Raw genomic sequence first — 23,230 nt, 5'->3', positions numbered from 1 at the left:
CGGGGCCGGCCGGCTCCCCGGCCGCGCCCGCCGCCGCCGCCCGCCGCCCGCCCGGCCATTCCTGCCGACCTTTGCGGCAGCTATGCCCACTCCCGCTTCCCGCCCCTACACCATCGGCTTCTGGCTGATGTGCTTGTCGTCGTTTCTGTTTTTTGCCAGCTTCAACCTGCTGCTGCCCGAGCTGCCCGACCACCTCACCCGGCTGGGCGGGGGCGAGTACAAGGGCTTCATCATTGCCCTCTTCACGCTCACGGCGGCTATTTCGCGGCCGTTTTCGGGCAAGCTGGCCGACACCGTGGGCCGCATTCCGGTGATGGTGCTGGGCTCGCTGGTGTGCGTGGTGTGCGGGCTGGTGTATCCGTGGGCGCTCACGGTGGGCAGCTTTCTGGGGCTGCGGCTGCTGCACGGGTTCAGCACGGGCTTCAAGCCCACGGGCACGGCCGCCTTCGTGGCCGACATTGTGCCGGCCGAAAAGCGCGGCGAGGCCATGGGCCTGCTGGGCATGACGGGCAGCCTGGGCATGGCCGTCGGGCCGTGGCTGGGCACGCAGGTGGCCGCGCATTTTTCGCTCAACACCATGTTCTACTGCTCGGCGGGCATGGCCCTGCTCTCGGTGCTGGTGCAGGGCTCCCTCACCGAAACCCTGCCGCTGGCCCAGCGGCGGCGCTTCCGCTTCGCGCTGCTGAAGCTGGACTGGCGGCAGGAAGTGCTGGAGCCGCGCGTGTTTGCCCCGGCGCTGGTCACCATTCTGTGCCTGTTTCCGTTCGGCGCGGTGCTCACCGTCATCCCCGACCAGAGCAAGGTGCTGGGCCTGCCCAGCAAAGGGCTGTTCTACATCTGCTACACGGTGGCGGCGCTGGTGGTGCGGCTGGTGGCCGGCAAAGCCAGCGACACCTACGGCCGGGTGCCGGTGCTGCGCTGGTCGGCGGGCGTGCTGGCCCTGGCCCTGGCCGTGATGGTGTGGTCGCCCTCGGTGCCGGTGTTTCTGGCGGGGGCCATCATCTTCGGCATTGGCACCGGGCTGAACTCGCCCACGCTCTACGCCTGGACCATCGACCTGAGCCACCCCGAGCGCCGGGGCCGGGGCGTGGCCACCATGTACATCGCCCTGGAAGTGGGCATCGGCCTGGGCGCGTTGCTCGCGGGCTGGATATTTGCCAACCAGCCGGCCCGCCTGCCCTACGTGCACGCCCTGAGCCTGCTGTGCGTGCTGGCCGCCATTGGCTACCTGCTCACGGTGCCCTCCACGGCCCCGCCGGTGGCGGCCGGCGTGGCCGAGCCGGCCCCTGAGCCCATGCCCGAGGAAGTGGTATAATCCCGGCGGAATGCAGCTGCATGAGGCAATAATTAAAATATAATGAAGGATGAATGAGGAATGAATCCGGCTCCTTATTTTTAGGGGTTCAAAGATTGTCTTCCCCTTTCTTTTTCATTGATGTCAGCGTCTTTTCTGCTTCGCCGGCTGCGGCGGGTACTGCCGGTCTGCGGCCTGTTGCTGCCGATGGTGGGGCTAGCCCAGGCCAGGCCGGAGCCCGAGCCCATTAAATTTGGCCTTGTGCCGGCGGCCGACCTCACGGCCGCGCCCTTTGTGGCCGACAGCGGCGCGGCGGCCGTGGTGCTCTGCGATTTTGGCCGCTCGCGCATGGAAGGGCACACCACCGGCCTGCAGGTGGTGTTTGAGCGGGTGACGCGCATCAAAATCCTCAGCAAAGCAGGCTTCGATGAAGCCGAGATTGAGATTCCGCTCTACCACCGCGAAGACAAGTCGGAGCGGGTGACCAACCTGCGCGGCTTCACCTACAACCTGGTGAACGGCGTGGTGGAGAAAACCAAACTGGAGCCCAGCGGCGTGTTTCTGGAAAAGCGCACGCCCAACGTGAACGTGCAGAAATTCACGCTGCCCAACGTGCGCGCCGGCTCGGTGATTGAGTACGCCTACACGCTCAGCTCCGACTACCTGTTCAACTTTCAGGACTGGGCGTTTCAGCGCACCATTCCGGTGCGCTGGAGCGAATACCGGGCGAGCATCCCGCTGTTTTACAAGTATAAAATCATTTACCAGGGCACCCAGCCCCTCACGGTGGACAAGCCCAGCCTCGGCAAGGCAACCATGCGCGTGGACCAGAAAACGGGCAATTTCGACTCCAACAGCGTTTACATCAGCACGTCCACCGAGGACCACCAGTGGGTGCTGAAAGACGTGCCGGCGTTTCGGAGCGAACCATACATGACGACGGCCGACGACTACCTCGACCGGCTCGATTTCCAGCTGGTGGGCGAGCAGTGGCCCAACCAGGCCTATACCGACCTGACCGACAGCTGGCCGAAAATCAACGCCCGGCTGCTCAACGACGATGCCTTTGGCCTGCAGCTGGACCGGGGCAATTTTCTGAAAGCCCAGATGCAGGCGCTGGCCGGGCGCTACCCCGAAATGAGGACCCGCGCCGCCGCCGTGCGCGAGGTAATCATGGCCAGCGTGCGCTACAACGGCCACAACCGCTACTCGTCCGAAGGCTCGTTGCGCAAGGCCTACGAGGCCCACCAGGGCACCTCGGCCGATGTGAACCTGCTGCTCATTGCCGCCCTGCGCGATGCCGGCCTCACGGCCCACCCCGTGCTGCTCAGCACCCGCGACCACGGCCACGTCAGCCAGGAGTTTCCGATGCTGGACAAGTTCAACTACGTGGTGGCCCTGGTGCCCTTGGCCGACGGCCAGGAGCTGCTGGTGGATGCCACCGACCCGCTGCTGCCCTGCGGCGTGCTGCCCCGGCGCTGCCTCAACCAGACCGGCCGCCTCATTCCGGCGCGCAGCAACGAGGAGGGCCGGTGGGTATCATTGGCGCCGACGCTGCACGAGGTGCATTTTCAGCAGGCCACGCTGACGCTCGATGCCGCGGGCGGCTTCACGGGCCAGATGAAAGAGGAATTCGGCGGCTACGCGGCGGCCACTGCCCGGGGCCAGGTGGCCGACCTGGGCGGCAAGAAATTTATGGCCGAGCTGGTGAAGCAGCACGACGACTGGGCCGTGCCCCGGTTCACGCTGGCCAACTACGACAGCCTGACCAAGCCCATGGGCCTGATTTACAGCTTTAGCCGCCCGGCCGGCGAGGCCGGGCCAGCCACCGACCTCTACCTGAGCCCGCTGCGCGAGTTCAGCAGCGGCGCCAACCCCTTCCGGCACGAGAGCCGGCGCTTTGCGGTGGACCTGGGCGTGCCGCGCGACGAAACCCTGATGGTGAGCCTGACCCTGCCCGCCGGCTACGAGCTGGCCGCCCTGCCCAAAAACGCAGTGGTGGAGCTGCCCGGCGGCAGCGCCCGCTTTGCCTACAGCGCCGTGGCCAGCGGGACCACCGTGCAGCTCGTGAGCCGCCTGTGGCTGCGCAACGCCGCCTACAGCGCCGACCAGTACGCCGACCTGCGCGAGCTCTACCGCCTGATGCTGGAAAAGCAGGGCGAGAAGCTCGTCATCCGCAAAAAGGCCAGCTGAGTTCTTGCGCTTTTGCCAGCATTTGTTCTTAATCCCTTCCTTTTCTCCTTCTCTGTATGAAAGTAGTTCTACGTGCTTCGGCGGCGGTGGCCGCCATTCTTCTGGCCGGCTTAGCGGCCCGGGCCCAGGACGCCCCCATCAAGTTTGGCAAGCCCGACCCGGCCGATTTCACGGCCGCGCCGTTTGCGGCCGACAGCGCCGCCGCCGTGGTGCTGTGCGACTACGGCACCACCAGCTTTCAGTACCTCAACAACGACTTCCAGCTGGTGAGCGAGCGGATTACGCGCATCAAGATTCTCAAGAAAGCCGGCTACGACGTGGCCACGGTGAAAGTGCCCCTCTACCACCGCGACACCAATGCGGAAAAGATTAGCGGCCTGCGCGGCACTACTTATAACCTGGTGAATGGCCAGGTGGTGAAAACCAAGCTCGACGGTTCCAATACCTTCAGCGAGGACCTCACGCCCAACGTGCGCCTGCGCAAGTTCACGATGCCCGACGTGCGCGAGGGCTCGGTGATTGAGTACGCCTACACGGTGACGTCGGACTTCTTTTTCAACTTTCAGGACTGGACGTTTCAGCGCGAGATTCCGGTGCGGTGGAGCGAGTTCCGGGCCAACATTCCCGAGTATTTTCACTACAAAATGCTGATGCAGGGCTACCACAACCTGGCCGTACGCACGCAGACCGAGAACTCCACCCAGTTTACGGTGCACACGGCGGGCGGCTTCTCGGGCAGCGGCTACACCACCGCCCGCACTGCCGGCAGCAACGAAACGGTGACGGCCAAGGTGACGAACTACCGCTGGGCGATGAAAGACGTGCCGGCCTTCCGCGACGAGCCCTTCATGACCACTTCGGAAGACTACGTGGACCGGATTAATTTCCAGCTGGCCGGCGAGCAGTTTCCGGGGCAGGCCTACCAGAACGTGGCGGGCAACTGGCAGAAAATCGACGCCGAGCTGCTGAACGAGGAGAACTTCGGGGCCCAGCTTAACCGGGGTAACTTCCTGAAAGACCAGCTGCTGCCCCTCATCGCGAAGTATCCCGAAACCGAAGCCCGCGCCGCCGCCGTGCGCCAGGTAGTGATGGCCGCCGTGCGCTACGACGGCACCAACCGCTATTCTACCGACGGCTCGCTGCGCAAGGCCTACGATGCCCACCACGGCACCTCGGCCGACGTGAACCTGCTGCTCATTGCCGCCCTGCGCGATGCCGGCCTCACGGCTAACCCCGTGCTGCTCAGCACCCGCAGCCACGGCCGCGTGAACCAGACCCAGCCCCTGCTAAGCCAGTTCAACTACGTGGTGGCGCTGGTGCCCCTGGCCGATGGCAAAGACCTGCTGGTGGATGCCACCGAGCCCCTGCTGCCCTGCGGCGTGCTGCCCCAGCGCTGCCTCAACCAAGCAGGCCGCCTCATCATGAAAAACTCGACCGACGGGCGCTGGGTGGACCTCGCCCCCACGCACCGCCGGGTGCACTACCAGCAGGTGGCCCTGACGATGGATGCCCAGGGCGGCTTCACGGGCAAGGTGCACGAGGAGCACAGCGGCTACGCCGGCGTGGCCGCCCGCCAGGAGCTGGCCCGCCTGGGCGAGAAGAAATACCTGGCCGAGCTGACGCGCCCGCACAGCGGCTGGACGGTGCCCAAGTTTGCGGTGGCCGAGCGCGAGAACGTGGCCAAGCCGCTGGCCCTGGACTACGAGTTTGCCCAGCCCGCCGACGACCATGCCACGGCGGGCACGTTCTACCTGAGCCCGCTCCGCGAGTTCAGCTCCGACCAGAACCCCTTTCGGCACGACGACCGGCTGTTCCCCGTCGATTTTGGGGCAGCCCAGGACGAAACGACCATGATTACCCTGACGCTGCCCGCCGGCTACGAGCTCAGCGAAACGCCCAAGCCGGCGGTGGTGGAGCTGCCCGACGGCGGCGGGCGCTTCATGTACTCGGTGACTCCGGGCGCGCCCGGCGTGGTGCAGCTCACCAGCCGCCTGAGCCTGCGCAAGCCCGTGTACGCGGCCGAAGAGTATGCCCAGCTGCGCGAATTCTATCGCCTGATGCTGGAAAAGCAGGGCGAAAAGCTCGTCATCAAGAAAAAAGCCAGCTAAGTTTTTCCCCCTCCAGTCTTCCTTTCCTTCCCTTGTTTTTTGCATGAAAGCACTTCTCAGCTACTCAGCTACCCTGACGCTGCTGGCGCTTGGCGCGCCGGCGGCCCGGGCTCAGGACGAGCCCATCAAGTTCGGCAAGCCCAACCCGGCCGATTTCACGGCCGCGCCGTTTGCGGCCGACAGCGCCGCCGCCGTGGTGCTGTGCGACTACGCCAGCGCCCGGGTAGAGATGGGGGCCAACGGCAGCCTGCAGGCCGTGACCGACCGCACCACGCGCATCAAAATCCTCCGGAAAGCCGGCTACTCGTGGGCCACGGTCGAAATTCCGCTGCTTACCGGCGCGCAGAAGCTGGTGGGCCTGCGGGGCTTCACCTACAACGGGGCCACGGAAAAAACCAAGCTGGAAGACGATGGCCAGTTCACCGACGACGTGAACGCGCACGCGCGCATTCGCAAGTTCACGATGCCGAACGTGCACGAGGGCTCCGTGATTGAGTTCACGTATTCGATAGTCTCCGGCGTGGCCATGGGCCTGCCCGACTGGCAGTTTCAGTATTCCATTCCGGTGCGCTGGAGCGAGTACCGCGTCAACTACCCCGATTATTTCAACTACAAAACCGTGATGCGGGGCTACCTGCCCCTCACCGTGCGCGAGCAGGACCAGGGCAGCACCATCATGGGCAACCGGGCCACGCGCACCATGCGCTACCGCTGGGCCATGCGCGACGTGCCCGCCCTGCGCGAGGAGCCCTACATCACGACCATGAGCGACTACGCCGCCCGCATGGACCTGGAGCTGGCCAGCTTTTACGTGCCCGGCGTGGGGGGCAAAGACTTCACCGGCAGCTGGGAAAAAATCGATGCCACCCTGCTGCAGGAGGAGGAGTTTGGCCTGCAGCTGGGCCGGGGCGGCTTTATGAAAGAGGCCGTGGCCAAGCTGGGCCTGGGGCCGGGCACCACGGTGGAGGCCCGCGTGGCCGCCATTCATGCCCTGGTGCGCGACGCGGTGAAATACAACGAGTACGAAACCATCTACACCTCGAACCCGCTGCGCAAAACGTTTACGGAGCTGCACCGCGGCAACTCGGCCGACATCAACCTGCTGCTGGTTGCGACCCTGCGGGCGGCCGGCATCGAGGCCAACCCGGTGCTGCTCAGCACCCGCCGCCACGGGCAGCTGGTTGTCGACTTCCCGCTCGCGTCGCGCTTCAACTACGTGGTGGCCCACGTGGCCCTGCCCGATGGCAGGGACCTGCTGCTGGATGCCACCGAGCCCCTGCTGCCCAGCGGCATGCTGCCCGAGCGCTGCCTCAACCAGGTGGGCCGCCTGGTGATGCCCGAGGGCAAGGAGTCGCGCTGGCTCGACCTCACGCCCAGCCAGCGGCGCGTGCACTACCAGCAGGTGCAGCTGGCCCTCACGCCCGAAGGCGCCCTCAGCGGCAAGGTGCACGAGGAATACAGCGGCTACGCCGGAGCCACGGCCCGCGCCGAGCTGGAAAACCTGGGCGAGCCCAAGTTCCGCACCCGGTTTGCGGGCCGGCACGCGGCCTGGACGGTGCCCAAATTCGCCATCTCGGAGCGCGCCAACCTGCTGAAGCCGCTGGTGCTCGACTACGAGTTTGCCCAGCCCGCCGACGAGGCGGCGGCCGGCGCCCTGTACCTGAGCCCGTTCACCGATTTTGCCTCGGAGCAAAACCCCTTCCGCCACGAAAACCGCACGTTTCCCGTCGATTTCGGCACTTTGCAGGAAGAAACCATGCTGTTGACGCTCAGCCTGCCCGCCGGCTACGAGCTGGCCGAGATGCCCAAGCCCGCCGTGGTGGACCTGCCCGACAATGGCGGCCGGTTCTTCTACACCATTGCCGCCACGGGCGGCACCGTCAGCATCACCAGCCGCCTGAGCCTGCGCAAGCCCGTGTACGCGGCCACCGACTACCAGTACCTGCGCGAGCTCTACCGCCTGATGCTGGCCAAGCAGAGCGAAAAGCTCGTGCTGAAAAAGAAGGCTTAACCTATTGCTTACCCATTTCCTATGAAAGCCTTCCTGCCCCTGCTGGCCGTGCTGCCGCTGAGCAGCTTTCTGTTTCATCCGGCTGCGCCGGCCCCAAAGTATGCAGTGGCCGATATTCCGACGGCGCTGCGCGAGGGAGCCCACGCGGTGGTGCGCGCCGATGACGAAGTAGTGACCGTGAAATCGGCCAGCCGCGTGGTGCACACCGTGCGCCGGGTGGTGACGGTGCTCGACGCGGCGGCCGACGACCTGGGCCGCGTTGGGGTGAGCTACGACGCCCTGCGCACCCTGAGCTACCTGCGCGGCGCCGTGTACGATGCCGACGGCCGCCTGCTGCACCAGCTGCGGGCTTCCGAAATCCACGACCAAGGCGCGGGCGGGGCCGATGGCAATTTTATGAGCGACGTGCGCGCCCGCTACGCCGACCTGCGCCAGCCCACCGTGCCCTACACGGTGGAGTTTGAGTACGAAATCGTATCCGACAACCCGCTGTTTTACCCCGACTGGCAGCCCCAGGAAGAAGAAGGCGTGGCCGTGCAGGCCGCCAGCTTTCTGGTAACCACGCCCGCCGCCCTGCCCCTGCGCTACCAGGAGCGCCGCCTGCCCGCCGGCACCGCCGCGGCCCACACCACCGCCGGCAACCAGGAAACCTACGCCTGGCAGCTGGCCAACCTGCCCGCCGTGGACGAGGAAGAGGCCGCCCCGCCCCTCACCGACCTCACCCCGGCCGTGACGCTGGCCCCCGGCGCCTTCGAAGTGCAGGGCCACAAGGGCACCTGCGCCACCTGGCAGGGCCTGGGCCAGTGGAGCTACGAGCTGAACGCCGGCCGCGACGTGCTGCCGCCCGCCACGCTGGCCAAGGTGCAGGCCCTGGTGCGCGACGCGCCCGATGCCCGCGCCCGCGCCCAGCGCGTGTACGAGATGCTGCAAAGCAGCACCCGCTACATCTCGGTGCAGCTGGGCCTGGGCGGCTGGCAGACCTTTCCGGCCAGCGCTGTGGCCAGCAGCGGCTACGGCGACTGCAAAGCCCTAAGCAACTACACCAAAGCCCTGCTCAATGCCGCCGGCGTGCCCGCCTACGTGGCCCTGGTGGGTGCCGGCACCGACCACGCCGACCTGCGGGCCGATTTCCCCAGCTCGCAGTTCAACCACGCCATTCTGTGCGCCCCCCTCGTCACCGCCGGCCGGCCCGACACGCTGTGGCTGGAATGCACCAGCCAGACCGAGCCCTTCGGCTACATGGGCAGCTTCACCGGCAACCGGCACGCGCTGCTGCTCACGCCCGAAGGCGGCAAGCTGGTGGCCACGCCCCGCTACGGCAGCCCCGAAAACCGCCAGCTCCGCCACCTCGACCTCTACCTTGATGCCACGGGCAGCGCCACGGCCACGGCCCGCACCCTGCGCACGGGCCAGGAGCAGGACCTCTACGCCCACCTCATGCACGAGCTGGGGCCGGTGGAGCAGAAGAAATACATCACCGACCGGCTGAAGCTGCCCACCTTCACCCTCACCCGGTTTACCCTGGCCGCCAAGCCCGTTGGTACGCTGCCGGGGGTGGTCGAAAACATGGCGCTGGCCTTGCCGGGCTTCGCTCCGCCCAGCGGCAAGCGCGTCTTCATCAACCCCAACCTGCTGAGCCGCCTGCCCGCGCTGCCCGCCCAGGTAGGCGAGCGCCAGGCCGACCTCTGGCTGCCCCGCGCCAGCCTGCACGCCGACACCGTGCGCCTGCACCTGCCTGCCGGCTTCCGGCCCGAAAACCTGCCCGCTGCCGTGCAGCTCAGCACGGCCTACGGCACCTACGCCAGCCAGTATACCACCCTGCCCGATGGGTCCATCCAGTACATTCGCCGCCTGGAGCTGAAGCGCGGCCGGCTGCCCAAAACCGCCTACGCCGGCTACGTGGACTTCCGCCGCAAAATCAGCGTGGCCGACAAGGCCACGGTGGTGTTGGTGAAAACCGAGAGCTAAGGGTTCACCCGTCATTGCCACGGCCTGCGGCCTCGCAATGACGGGCGGCTCCTAGAACTTCACCCGCAGCTGCGCTTTCACCTCGCTGCGGAGCGAGCCCTGAATAGATTCCAGCCCCGAGCCTACGATGTCCTGGTGGCGGTAGCGGGTTTCGGCGTAGCGGAGCCAGAGCGTGAGGCTGCGGTTGAGGCGGATTTCGGCGATGCCGTACACCCGCGTGCCCTGGCCGTAGAGGGCCGGCACCGACACGGCCAGCAGCACATCCTGCTCATAGATGTACTGGCGGCTGTCGTAGTCGTCGGCATCGAAGATGGAATAGCGGGCCGTGAGCTTGAGCGTGCGGTTGAGCTGGTAGCCCACGTCCTGGGCCAGCACGTAGCCGCTGCGCCAGGCCAGGCCGTCGTCGTCGCGCAGGCGCAGGGCCTGCATGCGGGTGCGCAACTCCAGCTGGGGCGAAATGGCCGTGTTGTAGTACAGCAGAATGCTTTGGCGCAGCTGCTCGCCGGGCAGCGGCAGGGCGCGGCCGGGCTCGTAGCTGTTCAGGTCGGTGAAATTGAGGTCGCGGGGCTTGAGGCGCTGGCGCAGTTGCACGTAGAGCAGGCTGGTTTTGGTGGGCGAGTAAGCCAGGCGCACCAGGGCATCGTGGCCGTCGGAGGGCGCGCTCACGCGGTAGCGCAGCCACGGAAAGCGAAACTGGTCGTAGTAGGCCGAAACTTCCCACTTGGCCACGGGCCGCACCTTCAGGCCGATGTAGACGCCGGTTTCGTTGATGTTGCGCGTGTTTTCGCTGAACGCGTTGCCGTAGAGCGTGTGAAAATCGGAGTCGTAGTGCCGCACCAGCACGGCCGCATCCACGCTGGAGCCCAGGCTGGCGAGCAGGCCATTCACCGTGCCGATGCCGCCGCCGCTGCTCCGCGCCGTCTCGCCGAAGAGCAGGAAGTTGCGGTACACGTAGCTGTAGTTCAGGCTGAGCGCCAGGTTTTCCTTGCCGCTGAACTCAAAGTAGTTGTAGGGCTCCGGCCGCTTGAGAATGGCCGTGCCGTAGTGCGTGAACACGCCGGTGGCCCCGATGGCCAGGTTGCCGCTCCGGCTGGTGTAGGTGGCGTTGCCGCCGCCCACGGTTTCGGCCAGCTGGTGGCGGTTGGCCAGCTCCGAGGCCGTGCGGTGGAAGCCCGTGTAAAGCAAACCCGAGGTAAACTCATCGAACTGCGCCAGCGAATCAATGCTCTGCTGCAGGTTGGCATCCACGTTTTTGTGCGACACAAACGCCGTGGCCTGCACCGTGGGCGCCACCTGATAGGTAGCCGCCCCACCCCGGAAAAACGAGTTTTCGAGCAGCGACGAATACGCCCGCACCCCTACCGACGAGCGCCGCAGCGTCGTAATTGTCTCGGCACCCTTGCCCACGCCCAGGCCCGACGACAGCAGCAGCCCCTGCCCAAATTGCAGCTGGTAGTCGCCCAGCGCCAGCGCCTTCAGCCGGCCCCGCTCCTGCAGCAGCAGGTGCGCCGACACATAGTCGGCCCCGAACTGCCCGTTCTTCGGGTTCCAGATGAGCTGTTCGCCCGCGTCCTTTTCCATCGAAAAGCCCAGGCTGAAATCCTTGGTGTGGCTCACCCGGTAGCGAATCAGCATCTTATCGGCCGAGCCGAGGTAGCGCGTGGTGGGCTGGCCCTGGTAGAGGGTGGGCGGCGTGTAGCCCTGCCGCTGCTGCAGCACCCGCTCGTAGCGCAGGTACAGGGCGTTGTTTTCTTCCCTGGCAATGCGCTGCCAGAGGTTGCCGCGCGTGCTGTTGGCGTTGCTGCTTTGCACCGTCACGAAGGGCAGGATGCGCTGGATGGTGCGCAGGTCGTAGCCCTCAATGCTTTGCAGCTCATACACGCTCAGCAGGTCGCCGTTGGCGGCGCGGTGGTTGAGCAGCGTGGTTATCTGGTTTTCGTTCAGCAGCAGCAGCGAGCGCAGCTCTTCCCGCGTGGCCGTGTTGAGGTTGATGGGTGTCTGGTAGTATTGGAGCAGCGTTTCGTAGAGGTCCTCATACGGCACCTCGTCCGACTGAATCTCGGCAAACAACTCCTGCGTCAGCCGGTCAAGGTCGGGTGGCCGGCGCACGTAGTCCTGGCCGGCGGCCGAATGAGGAATGAAGAATGAGGAATGAAGAATGAAGAATGTCAGCCAAAGTAGACGCTGTATGCCAATCTGTGGACGTGCATTTGGTGCCTTACTTTTTTCAAGCCATCCCGTGATGAATAATGTAAACGGTTTCATCATATATCGTCGCGGCCTTTAATTCTCGTAGTATTTAAGATGGCCCGCAGAATGCGACAAACCTCTTCGCAATCATTCTGCACGCTCTGAAAAGCCTCCTCATTCAAGTAATCAGTGGCGTGCAGCAATTTGAGCCAGTAGCTGCTCTCCCGAGCCTCTTTGTAAGCAATACTGATTTTGGCCGAGAAATCGGCCCTTGAAATGCCCCCAATGGCTTCTTCAACATTAGCACCGATAGCAGTGCCGCTGCGCAGCAGTTGTCTGCTGAGCACATGTTCTTGTTTGGTTTCGCGCAGAAAGCGACACAGCCGAACTACCCGCACCGCCAAGCCAAAAGACTTGTAAGCAATGACGTTTTCATTGCCTTCTTCCGCCAATGCCGACATTTCGGAATCGGGTTCGGCCGGTGTTAATTCTTCATTCCTCATTGCTCATTCTTCATTGAGCGCAGTGTCGTGCTCACGCTCAAGTGCTGGCTAAAGCCCAGCGCCTGCTGAAAAGCCGCTGCATAGTCAATCTGAAACGCGCCGGCCAGCACGCCAATGCCCGCGCTGGCCTGCTCCGTGAGGCTCGCCAGGCCCAGCCGCGCCGCCAGCACCGGCACCGGCCGGTACTCCAGCCCGAACTTGAAATTGGCCGCCCGTTCCACGTCCTTTTCGGTTTCGGCCAGCAGAATCACCTGGGAGCTGGGCCGGTAGGCCAGGCCGGCTTTCAGGATGGTGGGCACCCGCTCGTCCTGGTAGCTGGCCAGCCGGGTTTGGCTCAGGTTGTAGAGCGACGCGCCGAAGCTGAGCCGCCGGGGCACTACCTCAATCTGTCCGCCCAGGGTGCCATACAACACCCGGCGGCTGCCCAGCCCTTCGATGCTCACCTGCAGCACATCGACCCGCCCGCCCAGGCTAATCTGGCCGAAGCGGTACGCGTAGCCGGCCCCGAGGCGGGTTTCGTTGTACAGCTGTCCGCCGAAGCGCTGGGCCTCGAAGGCCACCACGCCGTTGCGGGCCCAGGTGGTGGCGGCCGGGCTCAGGGCCGGCGCGGCACCTTCCGCGCCGGGCATCACGCCGCCGGCATCGGGGGCGGTGGTGCGGCCCAGGGGCAGGGCCACGGTGAGCGCGCCCACGTTCAGGGCCGCGCTGAAGTAGCGGTTTTCGGCATAAAAGCCCACGCTGGGGCGCCGGATTTCGGCAATGCCGGCCACGTTGTTGCCCATGCTCCACACCTCGCCGGCCAGCGCCACCGAGGCGTTGCCGAGCGCGGCCGCCCGCGCTCCGCGCACGCCGGGCCCGTTGCCCTGGGCCTGCGCCGAGGCCACGGGCAGCACCATTGCGAGGGTAGAAAGAAGGGTGAAAACAGAAAAATACCTGGGTAAACAGTGTTCCATAGCGGAAGGTAAGGCCTTTGGAGCCATTGGGTAAAGACTGCTCCGAAATTATTTGCCCGGCCTTTGCGGTTAGGCATTCCGGCCCTCCTGCCGAACTTGCCGCCCTATGCCCCGCCCCTTCACCGCCGCGCCGCGCCGCGAAACCATTCCCTACCAGAATAAGTCCCTGCACTACACGCTCGTGTTTCGCTCGCGGCGCACCATCGGCTTCGCCGTGCGGCCCGATGGCAGCGTGCACATCAGCGCCCCGGCCGGCACCTCGCCCGAGTGGGTGGCCCAGCAGGTGCTGAAAAAAGCCGACTGGATTCTGAAACACCAGGAAGCCTTTGCCAACCGCCCGGCCCCCGCCCCCGGCCGCCATTTTGAGGAAGGCAGCCCGCACTACTACCAGGGCCGGCCCTACCGCCTGCGCTTCGCCGAAGCCCGCCGCGCTGCCGTAACCATCGAAGGCGACGAGCTGCTACTGGCCGGGCCCGCGCCCCTCACCGCCGCCCAGGCCGAAGCCCTGCTCCACGCCTGGTACGCCCGGCAGGCCAAGGCGCTTTTTGCCGAGTCGCTGGCGCGCGTGTGGCCGCGCTTCGCCGAGTTTAACCTTGTGCGCCCCACCCTGTTTGTGCGCCAGATGCGCAGCCGCTGGGGCAGCTGCACGCCCCGCACGGCCCGCATCCGCCTCTCGCCGGAGCTGGTGCGCGCCCGCCCCGAGTGCCTCGACTACGTGCTGCTGCACGAGTGCTGCCACCTGCTGGTGGGCGACCACTCCAAAGCTTTCTACGCCCTGCAAACGCGCTTATTGCCCGATTGGGAGCGGTGGAAAGCGGAGCTGAACGCACTGCCGAAGTAGGTTGTTTCTAATTTACATAAGCGCCCAACGGTTTGTCTGTTGAATCCCGCCACGCTTGTTTTCCATTTACGGAATAACCACAGACAACCGCCGCCGCTTGTATAGCATTCTCAAACACATAGTCCTGCTGAAACTCCAACCGGTCAGCTAGCGACACTAAAACCTTCTGTTTAAGCAACTGCTTTCGGAGCGCAGCACTGGCAGCAGGTAAGCTGTCACGGTCTCTCAGCATAGCAGTTGAGCCCGCACGCACCCGCAGTTTGCGGGTTGTGGCGTCCCAATCGGCAGTAGCGCGAATGCCCAACCGGTTCAGAACGAGCATGAATACCACCGTTGTTGCTTCCGACGACGATACAAGGTCCGCACCATGAGCAGCCATGAGCGGCGGTGCAGATTTAGCTGCTTTCACAACGGTCGGTTTTACAGTCCCTGATTTTGCAGGTGATTGGGCTATTGCCTTATGACTCGCCTTTTCAGTAAATGCTCCGCTCGCTCCCATCAAAAAAGCCTGTGCCTCGGCGGGAGTAATGGTAAGAACTTTGGCGGCTAACAGTTGAACCATTGCTTCGGGAAGCGACGGAAACGGCGGCAGCGTCACCAGTTTCTGCGCATCGGGCAGCACGTCCTGCATGGCCCGCTCCTTTTTACCCAGCATCAGGTAAGCTTCTGCTTTTTGGCGGGCTGAATGATTAAGGATGTTGTCGCGGTGCAGAAACGTTTCCAAGTAGCCAGCAATTTCTTCTACTCCATCCTCCTGCAAATCAAACTTACAAAATAGCTTGTCCTTGAATTCTCCGCTGGTAAACGAGAAATAAAACCGCCAGTGCCGCCCGTCGGTGATAACAGTGAACAGGGCTGTGTGGTCACGGTTGTAATCGCGCAGTTGCCGTTCAACGGCTGCCAGGTCGGCCGCAAAAGCGCCTACGCCTTTGCACTCAATAAAAATAGCCGTCCCCTCGAAATCGTGCGTGAACAATGCCACATCCACGCGGGTATTGTCTTCTTTTTTGGCCGCCTTGAATTCGGTGTAAACCTCCGTTGGATTCCAGATATCCCAGCCCAATTCCTGCACCACTCGCGCCACTAAAGACAAGCGCACGTGCTCTTCGTTATGGTATTCCTTATTCAGTAAGCGCTGTCGAATATTCAGTAGAATTTCGTGCATTGGATGAAGAGCAGAGCGTTAAATTCGATGTAAATAAACGCAGCGGAGGCGTATTCTCATGATTTAATGCCAGCGGTTTTCACTTACTGTTTTCTTCGCTTTCCACCAATGCTTTCCCGCCTGTTTCGCGCCTTCTTCCTGGGCCTTGTCTGGTTTTACCAGCGCTTCATTTCGCCGCTCACCGCGCCGAGCTGCCGCTACGCGCCCACCTGCTCGGTGTATGCGGCCCAGGCCATCAGCAAATACGGGCCGTGGCGCGGCGGGCGCCTGGCCTTGCGGCGCATTGCCAGCTGCCACCCCTGGGGCGGCCACGGCTACGACCCCGTACCCTGAACGCCGGGTATCCGTATAGCCGGGCTCACCTGTTGCTTTTGTTGATGCGTTTTAGTCCTCTCCTGCCGGCGGCGCTGGCCCTCCTGCTCACGGCCAGCTGCTCGCAGGCCCAATCCGATAAAATCACCGAAAAAGCGGCTTCCCAAACCAGCACCAGCCGCCCCGCCGGCGACGACCGCCGGAAAGACAAAGCCGCCGCAGACGAAATACCGGGTTTGCGGAAAGTGGGCTCCATCAAGAAGGTAGTGCCGGAAAGCTCCGGGCTGGCCATTGCCGCCGATAACCGGAACTACTACAGCTTCGGCGATGACGGCAACCCGCCCACGCTCTACGAAATCACGGGCACGGGCCAGCTGGTCCGGACCATTGAGGTGCCGGGCGAAAACCACGACTGGGAAAGCCTGAGCCGCGACGGACAGGGCAACTACTACATCGGCGACTGCGGCAACAACAACAATGACCGCCGCGACCTGAAAATCTACAAGTTCCGGCCCGATTCGCCCCAGCAAGCGGGCACTATCAACTTCACCTACCCCGACCAGCACGAGTTTCCGCCCAAGAAAAAGCAGCGCAACTTCGACTGCGAAGCCAGCCTCTGGCACGACGGCCAGGTGTACCTGTTCACCAAAGACCGCGCCCTCGAAACCACCAGCAACGTGTACGCCGTGCCCGACCAGCCCGGCACCTACACCGCCCAAAAAGTGACGGCCCTGGCCATTGCCGGCGAGGTAACCGATGCCGCCCTGCGCCCCGATGGCCGCCGGCTGGTACTGCTGGGCCGGGGCGAGCTGTTCATCCTCGACGGCAATTCCTGGGCTGAGATTCTGAAAGCCACACCCCGGCAGGTGTCGCTGAAAGGCGCCGGGCAGACCGAGGGCGCGGTGTTCAAAGACAGCAATACCTTGCTTATCAGCACCGAACAGGGCGGACTGTTTGAGTACACATTATCAAATTAGGCCGCTTTCGCCCTACCAAAAGGCAGGCCCGCCGCGTTTGACTGAACATCAAACGCGGCGGGCCTGCCTTTTCTACAGCAATCTGTGTGCGTCAGACCTTGAGCGTGGCGTGTTGCGCGTCGCCTTCCTTGCCCAGGTCGCGCGGGGCGTAGCCGTAGGGATTCTCAGGGTCTTTGCCGGCCCGCCACAGCACCCATATACCGATGAAAATCAGCGGAATGCTGAGCAGCTGTCCCTGGTTAAACAGGTGCCCGTTTTCAAACGCCACCTGGTTTTCCTTCAGGTATTCGCCCAGGAAACGCTGGATGAACAGCAGCACCACAAACAGCCCGAACAGCTGCCCGCGCGGCGTGCGCTCCCTGGTCCGGTTCCACATCGAGTAGAGCAAAGCCAGCAGGAAAATGCAGAACAGCGCCTCGTAAATCTGGGTGGGATGGCGCGGCACGGCCACGTTGGTATCGGCCGTGACGGGGCCCGTGATGGGCTGGCTCACAATCTCCGTTTCGCCGCCGGCCTGCGGGTTGGCCACGCGCTGCACGGCGTAAGAGCCGGCGGGCACGGGCTGGCTGGCTCCGAAAGTCTTCCAATGCTCAACATCGCGCGGAAAAACGAAAGCCCACGGGGCACTGGTCGGCTTGCCCACAATCTCGGAGTTCATCAGGTTGCCGGTCCGGATGCAGGCCCCGCCCAGCGCCACCACAATCACAATGCGGTCGAGCACCCAGAGGTAATCGAACTTATTGTTGCGCGCAAACAGCCAGCAGGCGAACAGAATGCCGATGGTAGCGCCGTGGCTGGCCAGCCCGCCCTGCCAGATTTTGAACACCACCATGGGGTCGGCCAGCAGCGCGTCGAAATCATAAAACAGCATGTGCCCCAGCCGCGCGCCCACGATGGTGCCGATGAGCATGTAAATCGTAATCACGTCGACCCACTGCGGCGACACCCGCTCTGAGCGGTAGATGTGCGTGAGAATGAACGTGCCCACCACAAAGGGCAGCATAAAAAACAGCCCGTACCAGCGCAGCGTGACCGGCCCGATGTGGGCAATGATGGGATTGACGTTCCAGAAAACAGCAGCGAGGAAGGGGGACATGCAGGACAATTAAAATATGGGGTCAAAGGTACTCAGCCCCGGGGCTCGCCGCGCCTTGCGCTCAAGGCCGCCGGGGGCGCGCCGAAGGGGGTCGGTAGCAACGGGCGCAGGCTGGCCCGGCCGGAAGGCGGCACAAAGATGAGGCGAAACTCAGCGCAGCACCGCCTGCGGCGGCGCCACACTGCCCGCCCGCAGCCCCGGGCCGTCGCCGCTGAGGCTGCACACCAGCACCCCGAGCAGGGCGGCGTAGGCCGGCCGCCGCAGCCACGCTGGCAGCAGGTCGTTGGCCAGCGGGGGTTGGGCGGCGAGGCGGGCCTGCACCCGGCTGTAGAAAAAAGGCCGGGGCCGGGGAGTGGGCCGGCGGCGCAGCTGGCCCAGCAAGTCGTTCCAGGCGTCGTCGGCATCGGGGCGCAGTGGGGAATCAGCCATGGCGAAAATGGGGTTGCAGGTGATGGCGAAGCGTTTTCCGGGCCCGGAACAGCAATGACTCCACGGCGGGCACGGTGGTATCGAGCACGGCCGCAATCTGCTCGTAGCTCAGCTCCTGCTCGTGGCGCAGGGTGAAAGCCACCTGCTGCTGCTCAGGCAGCCGCGCAACGTGGGCCAGCAGCAGCTGCAGCAGCTGCTGGCCTTCGAGCAGCGCCTGCGGGTGGGCATGGTCGGGCGGCTCGGGCAGCGCCTGGTTGCCAAAGCCCAGCAGGCTGGTGAAGTAGGCAAACCGCTTTTTGGTGCGGGCGCGCCGCAGGTTTTTCAGGGCCCGCGACGTGGCCAGGCGATAGAGCCAGGTGCTCAGCGCCGCCTCGCCCCGAAACCGCCCGATGGTTTGGTGCACTTCCACAAACACCTCCTGCGCCACGTCTTCCGCCTCTTCCGCATTGCGCAGCAGCGACAGCACCGTGCGGTAGATGCGCCCCTGGTACCGCTCCACCAGGGTCCGGAAAGCGGCCTCGCTGCCCAGCTGCAGCTGCGCTATCAGCTCGGCCTCGCCCGCTGCTACTGGTTCCATCGAACAGGAGCCGGCCGGCGGGGCATCAGCCAAAAGCAACGGGATTGAGCAAGTCAGCAAAGCGGCGGGCAGCGTGGTCGGGAGAAGGTATCCGGCACTGGTCTGGCCAGCGCTTCAACGCATCAGGCCCCATCTGCGGGCCAAACTTGCGCAGGCATCGCCATTTATTTTTCAACCATTCCGAACAGCTTATGCAGCAGCAGTTTCTACAGCGCCGCCAGCTCCTCGGCAAACCCGCCGCTGAGAATCGGAAAGCGCAGCCAGGAGCGCGGGTCCACGTTGTAGTCGTCGAGGTGAAAGCTGGGGGCGTAGCGCTCGCGCTTCCACTGGTTGCGGCTCCACAAGTTGTAGAAGCGCCGCACGAAAGCGCGTAGCTGCTCGGTATCGAAGCCCGTGCCTTCGCCCTCCAGCGCGGCGAGTACCTGCCTGGGGCTGAGCCGGTCGTAGAACGCCAGCCGTTCGATGCGGTTGAGCAGCGTGTAGGGCATGAGGTCGCGCTCATCGGTCTGCTTGTCGGCCAGCGGGCGCAGCTCGGCGGTGGGCTGCAGGGCGTTGACGTGGCGGAGGGCCGCGTAGCCCAGCTCCTGTTCGGCCCAGCGCAGCCACTTTTTCACAAAGTCCTTGTCGACGCCCGCAATGGGCGAGATGCTGCCGGCCGTGTCGCCGTCCATGGTGCAGTAGCCCACGCTGGCTTCGGAGCGGTTGGAGGTGGTGATGAGCAGGCAGTTCTGCACGTTGGCCAGCAGCCAGATGGCGGGAGCCCGCACCCGCGCCTGAATATTTTGCAGGGCCAAATCGTCGGTTTGCCAGGTCAGCTCCCGGCCCAGCGCCCCCTGGATTTTGCCCACGTAGCCCGCCACTTCCTGGTCGATTTCCCAGTTGTGAAACCGGGCGCCGATGCTCTCGGCCAGCTCTTTGGCCGAGTTGAAGGTGTCGTCGGAAGAGTTGACCGTGCCCTGGTAGGCGCAGGTGAGCAGCTGCCGCACCAGCTGCTGCTTGTCGCTGAGATGCGGTTCGGGCGCAGGGCTTTCCACCACTTGAGTGGCTTTGCCACCGGCTCCCTCCTGCTTTGTTACAGCCGCCGCTTCGGTAAAGCAGCCGCTGCGGCGCTTGAACTCGTCCAGCCCCAGTTCCTCCACGCCCAGCCGCACCATCTCGGCCACGCCCACGGCACAGAAGCAGGAGTCGGCCCCGCCGCTCAGGCTCAGCACGAAGCCCCGGCTGCGGGCCTTGCGCAGGTAGTCGAACAAGCCCAGGCTCATGGCCTGGTTCAGCTCTTTGTATTCATCGGGCGCGGGCAGCGGCACGATTTCCGTCGCCGGCTCCGGCCTGGTGGCAAAGTCCACGTCCGCCCATTCCAAATCCACCTCCTTGAAGCTCAGCAGCTGGTTGCGCTTCAGCAGGTGGCCGTTGCGGGCCATCAGGATTTCGCCGTCGAAGATGATGCGGCCGGCTTCGTTGCCCAGCAGGTTGGCGTAGAGGTAGGTGCAGTCGAACGTGCGCGAGGCCTTCATGACCAGCTGGTAGCGCACGTCGGTTTTGCTCATGGCAAAGTGACTGGCCGAGGGGTTCACAATCAAATCGACCTTGCCCATGAGCCGGCAGGCCGGCCGCACGTTGTCGGCCCGCCACGCATCCTCGCAAATCTCGAAGCCGAAGCGCACGCCCCGATGCTCGAAAATGAGGTCACCCAGCGGCCACGTCTCCCCTTCCCGGCTCACGGTGGTTTGCTCGCCGGCCACCCAGGGCGCGAAGAAGCGCGTCTCGTAATGCACGCCGTCATTGGCCAGAAACTGCTTGGCCGCGAAGCCCAGAATCTGGCCGTCGCGCAGCACCGCCGCCGTGTTGTAGGTGCGGTGGTGGAGGCGCACCGGCAGCCCCACCACCACGCAGATTCCCTGCGTCCATTCGCGCACCAGCTGCAGGTGCGCCAGCGCCGCCTGCGGCATCCAGTCGCTCAGAAACAGGTCTTCGCAGCCGTAGCCGGTCAGGCACAGCTCGGGCAGGCACAGCAGCTCCACCCCTGCCGCTTTGGCCTGCTCAATGGCCGTTTTAATGTTGCGAAGGTTATTTTCCCAGTCGATGGGAATCTGGTTGAGGGCGGCTCCGGCGATGCGCATGTTTTCAGGTAATGAGCGTTAGGAATGCGGTATGTACAAGCCGCAGCGCGGCGACATGTTGGTAGAAACCAACGAAAATTAAACGGAAAAAGCCCCAGCGGGGCGACACTCGTTTGCTGGGTGTCGCCCCGCTGGGGCTTTAATGCTTTCAAGAGAACAACTTACTGCCAACATGTCGCCGCGCTGCGGCTGTTCAACAAGAGGAAAACGGTAAAAATTACGCAACGCCCAGCTCCGCCAGCGCCCGCTCGGCGGCCAGCTGCTCCGCCTGCTTCTTGCTCAGGCCCATGCCCGTGGCAATAACCTCCTCATCAAGCAGCACGCTGGCCGTAAATTCCATCATGCCGCCCGGCCGGGCCTCGCCCGTAATGTCGTAGCGCACGGTTTTGCCCTGGCGCTGGGCCCATTCCACCAGCTTGCTCTTGAAATTGGCCGTGGTGGTGGTGAGCGTATGCACGTCCACAAAGCCCTTCACGAGGCGCGTGAGCACGAATTTCCGGGCCGCCGCATACCCCAAATCCAGGTACACGGCCCCCACCAGTGCCTCCAGCGCGTTGCCATTCACCGAGCGCGAGCGGGCGGCGCGGCCCTGCGCCACATCCAGCTGCACCAGCTTGTCGAGGCCCAGCTTGAGGGCGATGCCGTTCAGGCTTTCGCGGTTCACGATGCGCGAGCGCACTTCCGTGAGGAAGCCCTCCTGCTCGTAGGGATATTTTTTGAAAAGGTATTCGGCCACCACCGTGCCCAGCACGGCATCGCCCAGAAACTCCAGCCGCTCGTTGGTCTGGTGCCGGCCAATGGCGGGCTGCTGCCGCACCGCCGACGAATGCGTGAACGCCAGCCGGTAGAGCTGCGCATTCTTGGGCTTCTGGCCGGTAACGGTAGCCACCGCCTGCCGAAACGACTTATCGGAAGCAAATAAACGGGAAACGAAACCGAGCAATGGGAAAGAATATTAGGGTTCGGTAGAGCAAAGAACGGCCAAAAAAGAACGTCATGCTGAGCGCCGTCGCAGCATCTCTCCCGCAATACTAACTCAACCGAAAGAATTAGTTGTGCGGGAGCGATGCTGCGACGGCGCTCAGCATGACGTGGAAAAGTGAGCCCCGGCCCTTCTTACAGCTTGCGGAACACCACCGAAGTGTTGTGGCCGCCAAAGCCAAACGTGTTGCTCAGGGCCACGCGGACTTCGCGGGCCTGCGCCACATTCGGCGTGAAATTCAACGCTTGGTTGATTTCCGGGTCGGGCGTGTGCAGGTTGATGGTGGGCGGCACCAGGCTGTTTTGCATGGCCATCAGGCAGGCCACCGCCTCAATGCCGCCGGCCCCGCCCAGCAGGTGGCCGGTCATGCTTTTGGTCGAGGAGATGTTCAGCTTGGTGGCGTGCTCGCCAAACACCTGCTCAATGGCTTTGATTTCGGCCCCGTCGCCCAGCGGGGTGCTGGTGCCGTGGGTGTTGATGTAGTCCACCTCCTCGGGCTGGATGCCGGCGTCGCGCAGGGCATTTTTCATCACCAGCACCACGCCGCTGCCGCTCGGGTCGGGCGCGGTGATGTGGTAAGCGTCCGACGACATGCCGCCGCCAATCAGCTCGGCGTACATCTTGGCCCCCCGGGCTTTGGCGTGCTCGTACTCTTCGAGCACCAGCGCGCCGGCGCCTTCGCCCAGCACGAAGCCGTCGCGGTCCTTGTCGTAGGGCCGCGAGGCCGAAGCCGGGTCGTCGTTGCGCTCGCTCATGGCCTTGAGGGCGTTGAAGCCGCCCACGCCCGATTCGGTGATGGCCGCTTCGGAGCCGCCCGTCACCACGGCGTCGGCCAGGCCGAGGCGGATGTTGTTGAAGGCAGCAATGATGGCATCGTTCGACGAGGCGCAGGCCGACGTCGTGACAAAGTTGGGCCCGCGGAAGCCGTTTTTGATGGAAATATTGCCCGATGCGGAATCGGCAATCATGCGCGGGATGAAGAAAGGCGAGTAGCGCGGCGTGCCGTCGCCCCGCTCAAACTGGAAGCATTCTTCCTGCAGCGATTTCAGGCCGCCGATGCCGGAGCCCCAAATCACACCGACCCGGTCCTTGTCCACCCCGCTTTCGAGCAGGCCCGAATCGGCAATGGCCTCATCCGAAGCCACCACCGCGAACTGCGTGAACAGGTCCATTTTGCGGCCTTCCTTGCGGTCGAAGAAATTGTCAGGATTGTAGTCTTTGACTTCGCAGGCAAAGCGGGTTTTGAACTTGGTCGGGTCGAAGCGCGTGATGGTGGCGGCACCGCTGGTGCCCGTGCGCAGGCCCTCCCAATAAGCCGGAGCAGTGTTGCCCAGCGGCGTGATGGCCCCAAGGCCGGTAACGACAACCCGTCGGATGGACGACATAAGCAGGCGCCTCTGGCGCAAAAAGTGAAGCGGAATAAAACGGCAAAACCGGCCGGCGGCTAGCCGGCCGGTATGCGCAGAACTTGGGGTTCATTCCGAACGAAACGAAAAACCGGGGTAACTTTT

18 protein-coding genes are annotated in these 23,230 nt (G+C 64.1%); 8 read left to right on the top strand and 10 right to left on the bottom strand.

The annotated features are described in order from the left end of the window. Positions 1 to 82 precede the first annotated feature (82 nt). The 5 genes from ACYVHT_RS11665 (at position 83) to ACYVHT_RS11645 (ending at position 9,574) form a co-directional block, all read left to right on the top strand. The gene (locus ACYVHT_RS11665; protein ID WP_460551546.1) at positions 83 to 1,315 is read left to right on the top strand and encodes an MFS transporter; all 1,233 of its coding nucleotides are present in this window, start codon (positions 83 to 85) and stop codon (positions 1,313 to 1,315) included. A gap of 120 nt (positions 1,316 to 1,435) precedes the next feature. Further along, on the top strand, positions 1,436 to 3,487 hold the full coding sequence (locus tag ACYVHT_RS11660) for a DUF3857 domain-containing protein (protein WP_460551541.1): 2,052 nt from the start codon (positions 1,436 to 1,438) through the stop codon (positions 3,485 to 3,487). Between the two features lie 56 nt (positions 3,488 to 3,543). Further along, on the top strand, positions 3,544 to 5,595 hold the full coding sequence (locus ACYVHT_RS11655) for a DUF3857 domain-containing protein (RefSeq protein ID WP_460551538.1): 2,052 nt from the start codon (positions 3,544 to 3,546) through the stop codon (positions 5,593 to 5,595). Between the two features lie 43 nt (positions 5,596 to 5,638). Then, positions 5,639 to 7,606 carry a DUF3857 domain-containing protein gene (locus ACYVHT_RS11650; RefSeq protein WP_460551535.1) on the top strand — a complete coding sequence of 656 codons (1,968 nt, stop codon included), beginning with the start codon at positions 5,639 to 5,641 and terminating at the stop codon, positions 7,604 to 7,606. Positions 7,607 to 7,627: 21 nt separating this feature from the next. Continuing rightward, complete coding sequence (locus tag ACYVHT_RS11645; RefSeq protein ID WP_460551532.1) at positions 7,628 to 9,574, top strand: DUF3857 domain-containing protein; 1,947 nt, start codon at positions 7,628 to 7,630, stop codon at positions 9,572 to 9,574. Between the two features lie 51 nt (positions 9,575 to 9,625). Here the strand turns inward: ACYVHT_RS11645 and ACYVHT_RS11640 are convergent, their stop codons facing one another. From ACYVHT_RS11640 to ACYVHT_RS11630, 3 genes are all read right to left on the bottom strand, one after another. Then, positions 9,626 to 11,683, bottom strand: a complete 2,058-nt coding sequence (locus ACYVHT_RS11640) for a hypothetical protein (protein WP_460551529.1) — start codon at positions 11,681 to 11,683, stop codon at positions 9,626 to 9,628. Between the two features lie 155 nt (positions 11,684 to 11,838). Continuing rightward, positions 11,839 to 12,267, bottom strand: a complete 429-nt coding sequence (locus tag ACYVHT_RS11635) for a four helix bundle protein (protein WP_460551526.1) — start codon at positions 12,265 to 12,267, stop codon at positions 11,839 to 11,841. After that, complete coding sequence (locus tag ACYVHT_RS11630) at positions 12,264 to 13,220, bottom strand: hypothetical protein (protein WP_460551523.1); 957 nt, start codon at positions 13,218 to 13,220, stop codon at positions 12,264 to 12,266. Before ACYVHT_RS11630 ends, ACYVHT_RS11635 begins: the two co-directional genes overlap by 4 nt. 106 nt (positions 13,221 to 13,326) lie before the next feature. Here ACYVHT_RS11630 and ACYVHT_RS11625 point away from each other — a divergent pair, with 106 nt between their 5' ends. Then, on the top strand, positions 13,327 to 14,061 hold the full coding sequence (locus tag ACYVHT_RS11625; protein WP_460551520.1) for a M48 family metallopeptidase: 735 nt from the start codon (positions 13,327 to 13,329) through the stop codon (positions 14,059 to 14,061). Positions 14,062 to 14,068: 7 nt separating this feature from the next. On the opposite strand, the gene ACYVHT_RS11620 is transcribed toward ACYVHT_RS11625, so the two are convergent. Continuing rightward, positions 14,069 to 15,226, bottom strand: a complete 1,158-nt coding sequence (locus ACYVHT_RS11620; RefSeq protein WP_460551517.1) for a DUF4357 domain-containing protein — start codon at positions 15,224 to 15,226, stop codon at positions 14,069 to 14,071. 108 nt (positions 15,227 to 15,334) lie between these two features. Here ACYVHT_RS11620 and yidD point away from each other — a divergent pair, with 108 nt between their 5' ends. Beyond that, positions 15,335 to 15,559 (top strand): membrane protein insertion efficiency factor YidD, encoded by a 225-nt coding sequence (gene yidD, locus ACYVHT_RS11615; protein ID WP_460551514.1) that lies wholly within the window; start codon positions 15,335 to 15,337, stop codon positions 15,557 to 15,559. A 44-nt stretch (positions 15,560 to 15,603) separates the two neighbouring features. Next, positions 15,604 to 16,515, top strand: coding sequence for a hypothetical protein (locus ACYVHT_RS11610; protein WP_460551511.1), 912 nt, complete (start codon positions 15,604 to 15,606; stop codon positions 16,513 to 16,515). A 91-nt stretch (positions 16,516 to 16,606) separates the two neighbouring features. Here the strand turns inward: ACYVHT_RS11610 and lgt are convergent, their stop codons facing one another. The 6 genes from lgt to fabF all read right to left on the bottom strand — a co-directional run bounded on the left by lgt (position 16,607) and on the right by fabF (position 23,104). Then, positions 16,607 to 17,611, bottom strand: a complete 1,005-nt coding sequence (gene lgt, locus ACYVHT_RS11605; protein ID WP_460551508.1) for a prolipoprotein diacylglyceryl transferase — start codon at positions 17,609 to 17,611, stop codon at positions 16,607 to 16,609. Positions 17,612 to 17,761: 150 nt separating this feature from the next. Continuing rightward, the gene (locus ACYVHT_RS11600) at positions 17,762 to 18,040 is read right to left on the bottom strand and encodes a hypothetical protein (protein ID WP_460551505.1); all 279 of its coding nucleotides are present in this window, start codon (positions 18,038 to 18,040) and stop codon (positions 17,762 to 17,764) included. Next, positions 18,033 to 18,650 carry an RNA polymerase sigma factor gene (locus ACYVHT_RS11595; protein ID WP_460551502.1) on the bottom strand — a complete coding sequence of 206 codons (618 nt, stop codon included), beginning with the start codon at positions 18,648 to 18,650 and terminating at the stop codon, positions 18,033 to 18,035. The genes ACYVHT_RS11600 and ACYVHT_RS11595 overlap by 8 nt, the downstream gene beginning before the upstream one ends. Before the next feature lie 173 nt (positions 18,651 to 18,823). Beyond that, positions 18,824 to 20,737, bottom strand: coding sequence for an NAD(+) synthase (gene nadE / locus ACYVHT_RS11590; protein WP_460551499.1), 1,914 nt, complete (start codon positions 20,735 to 20,737; stop codon positions 18,824 to 18,826). Positions 20,738 to 20,954: 217 nt separating this feature from the next. Then, the gene (gene rnc, locus ACYVHT_RS11585; protein WP_460551496.1) at positions 20,955 to 21,680 is read right to left on the bottom strand and encodes a ribonuclease III family protein; all 726 of its coding nucleotides are present in this window, start codon (positions 21,678 to 21,680) and stop codon (positions 20,955 to 20,957) included. A gap of 173 nt (positions 21,681 to 21,853) precedes the next feature. After that, on the bottom strand, positions 21,854 to 23,104 hold the full coding sequence (fabF, locus tag ACYVHT_RS11580; RefSeq protein ID WP_460551493.1) for a beta-ketoacyl-[acyl-carrier-protein] synthase II: 1,251 nt from the start codon (positions 23,102 to 23,104) through the stop codon (positions 21,854 to 21,856). Positions 23,105 to 23,230 lie beyond the last annotated feature (126 nt).

Source organism: Hymenobacter daeguensis (assembly GCF_054780555.1).
This window is presented reverse-complemented; position numbering and strand designations above follow the sequence as displayed.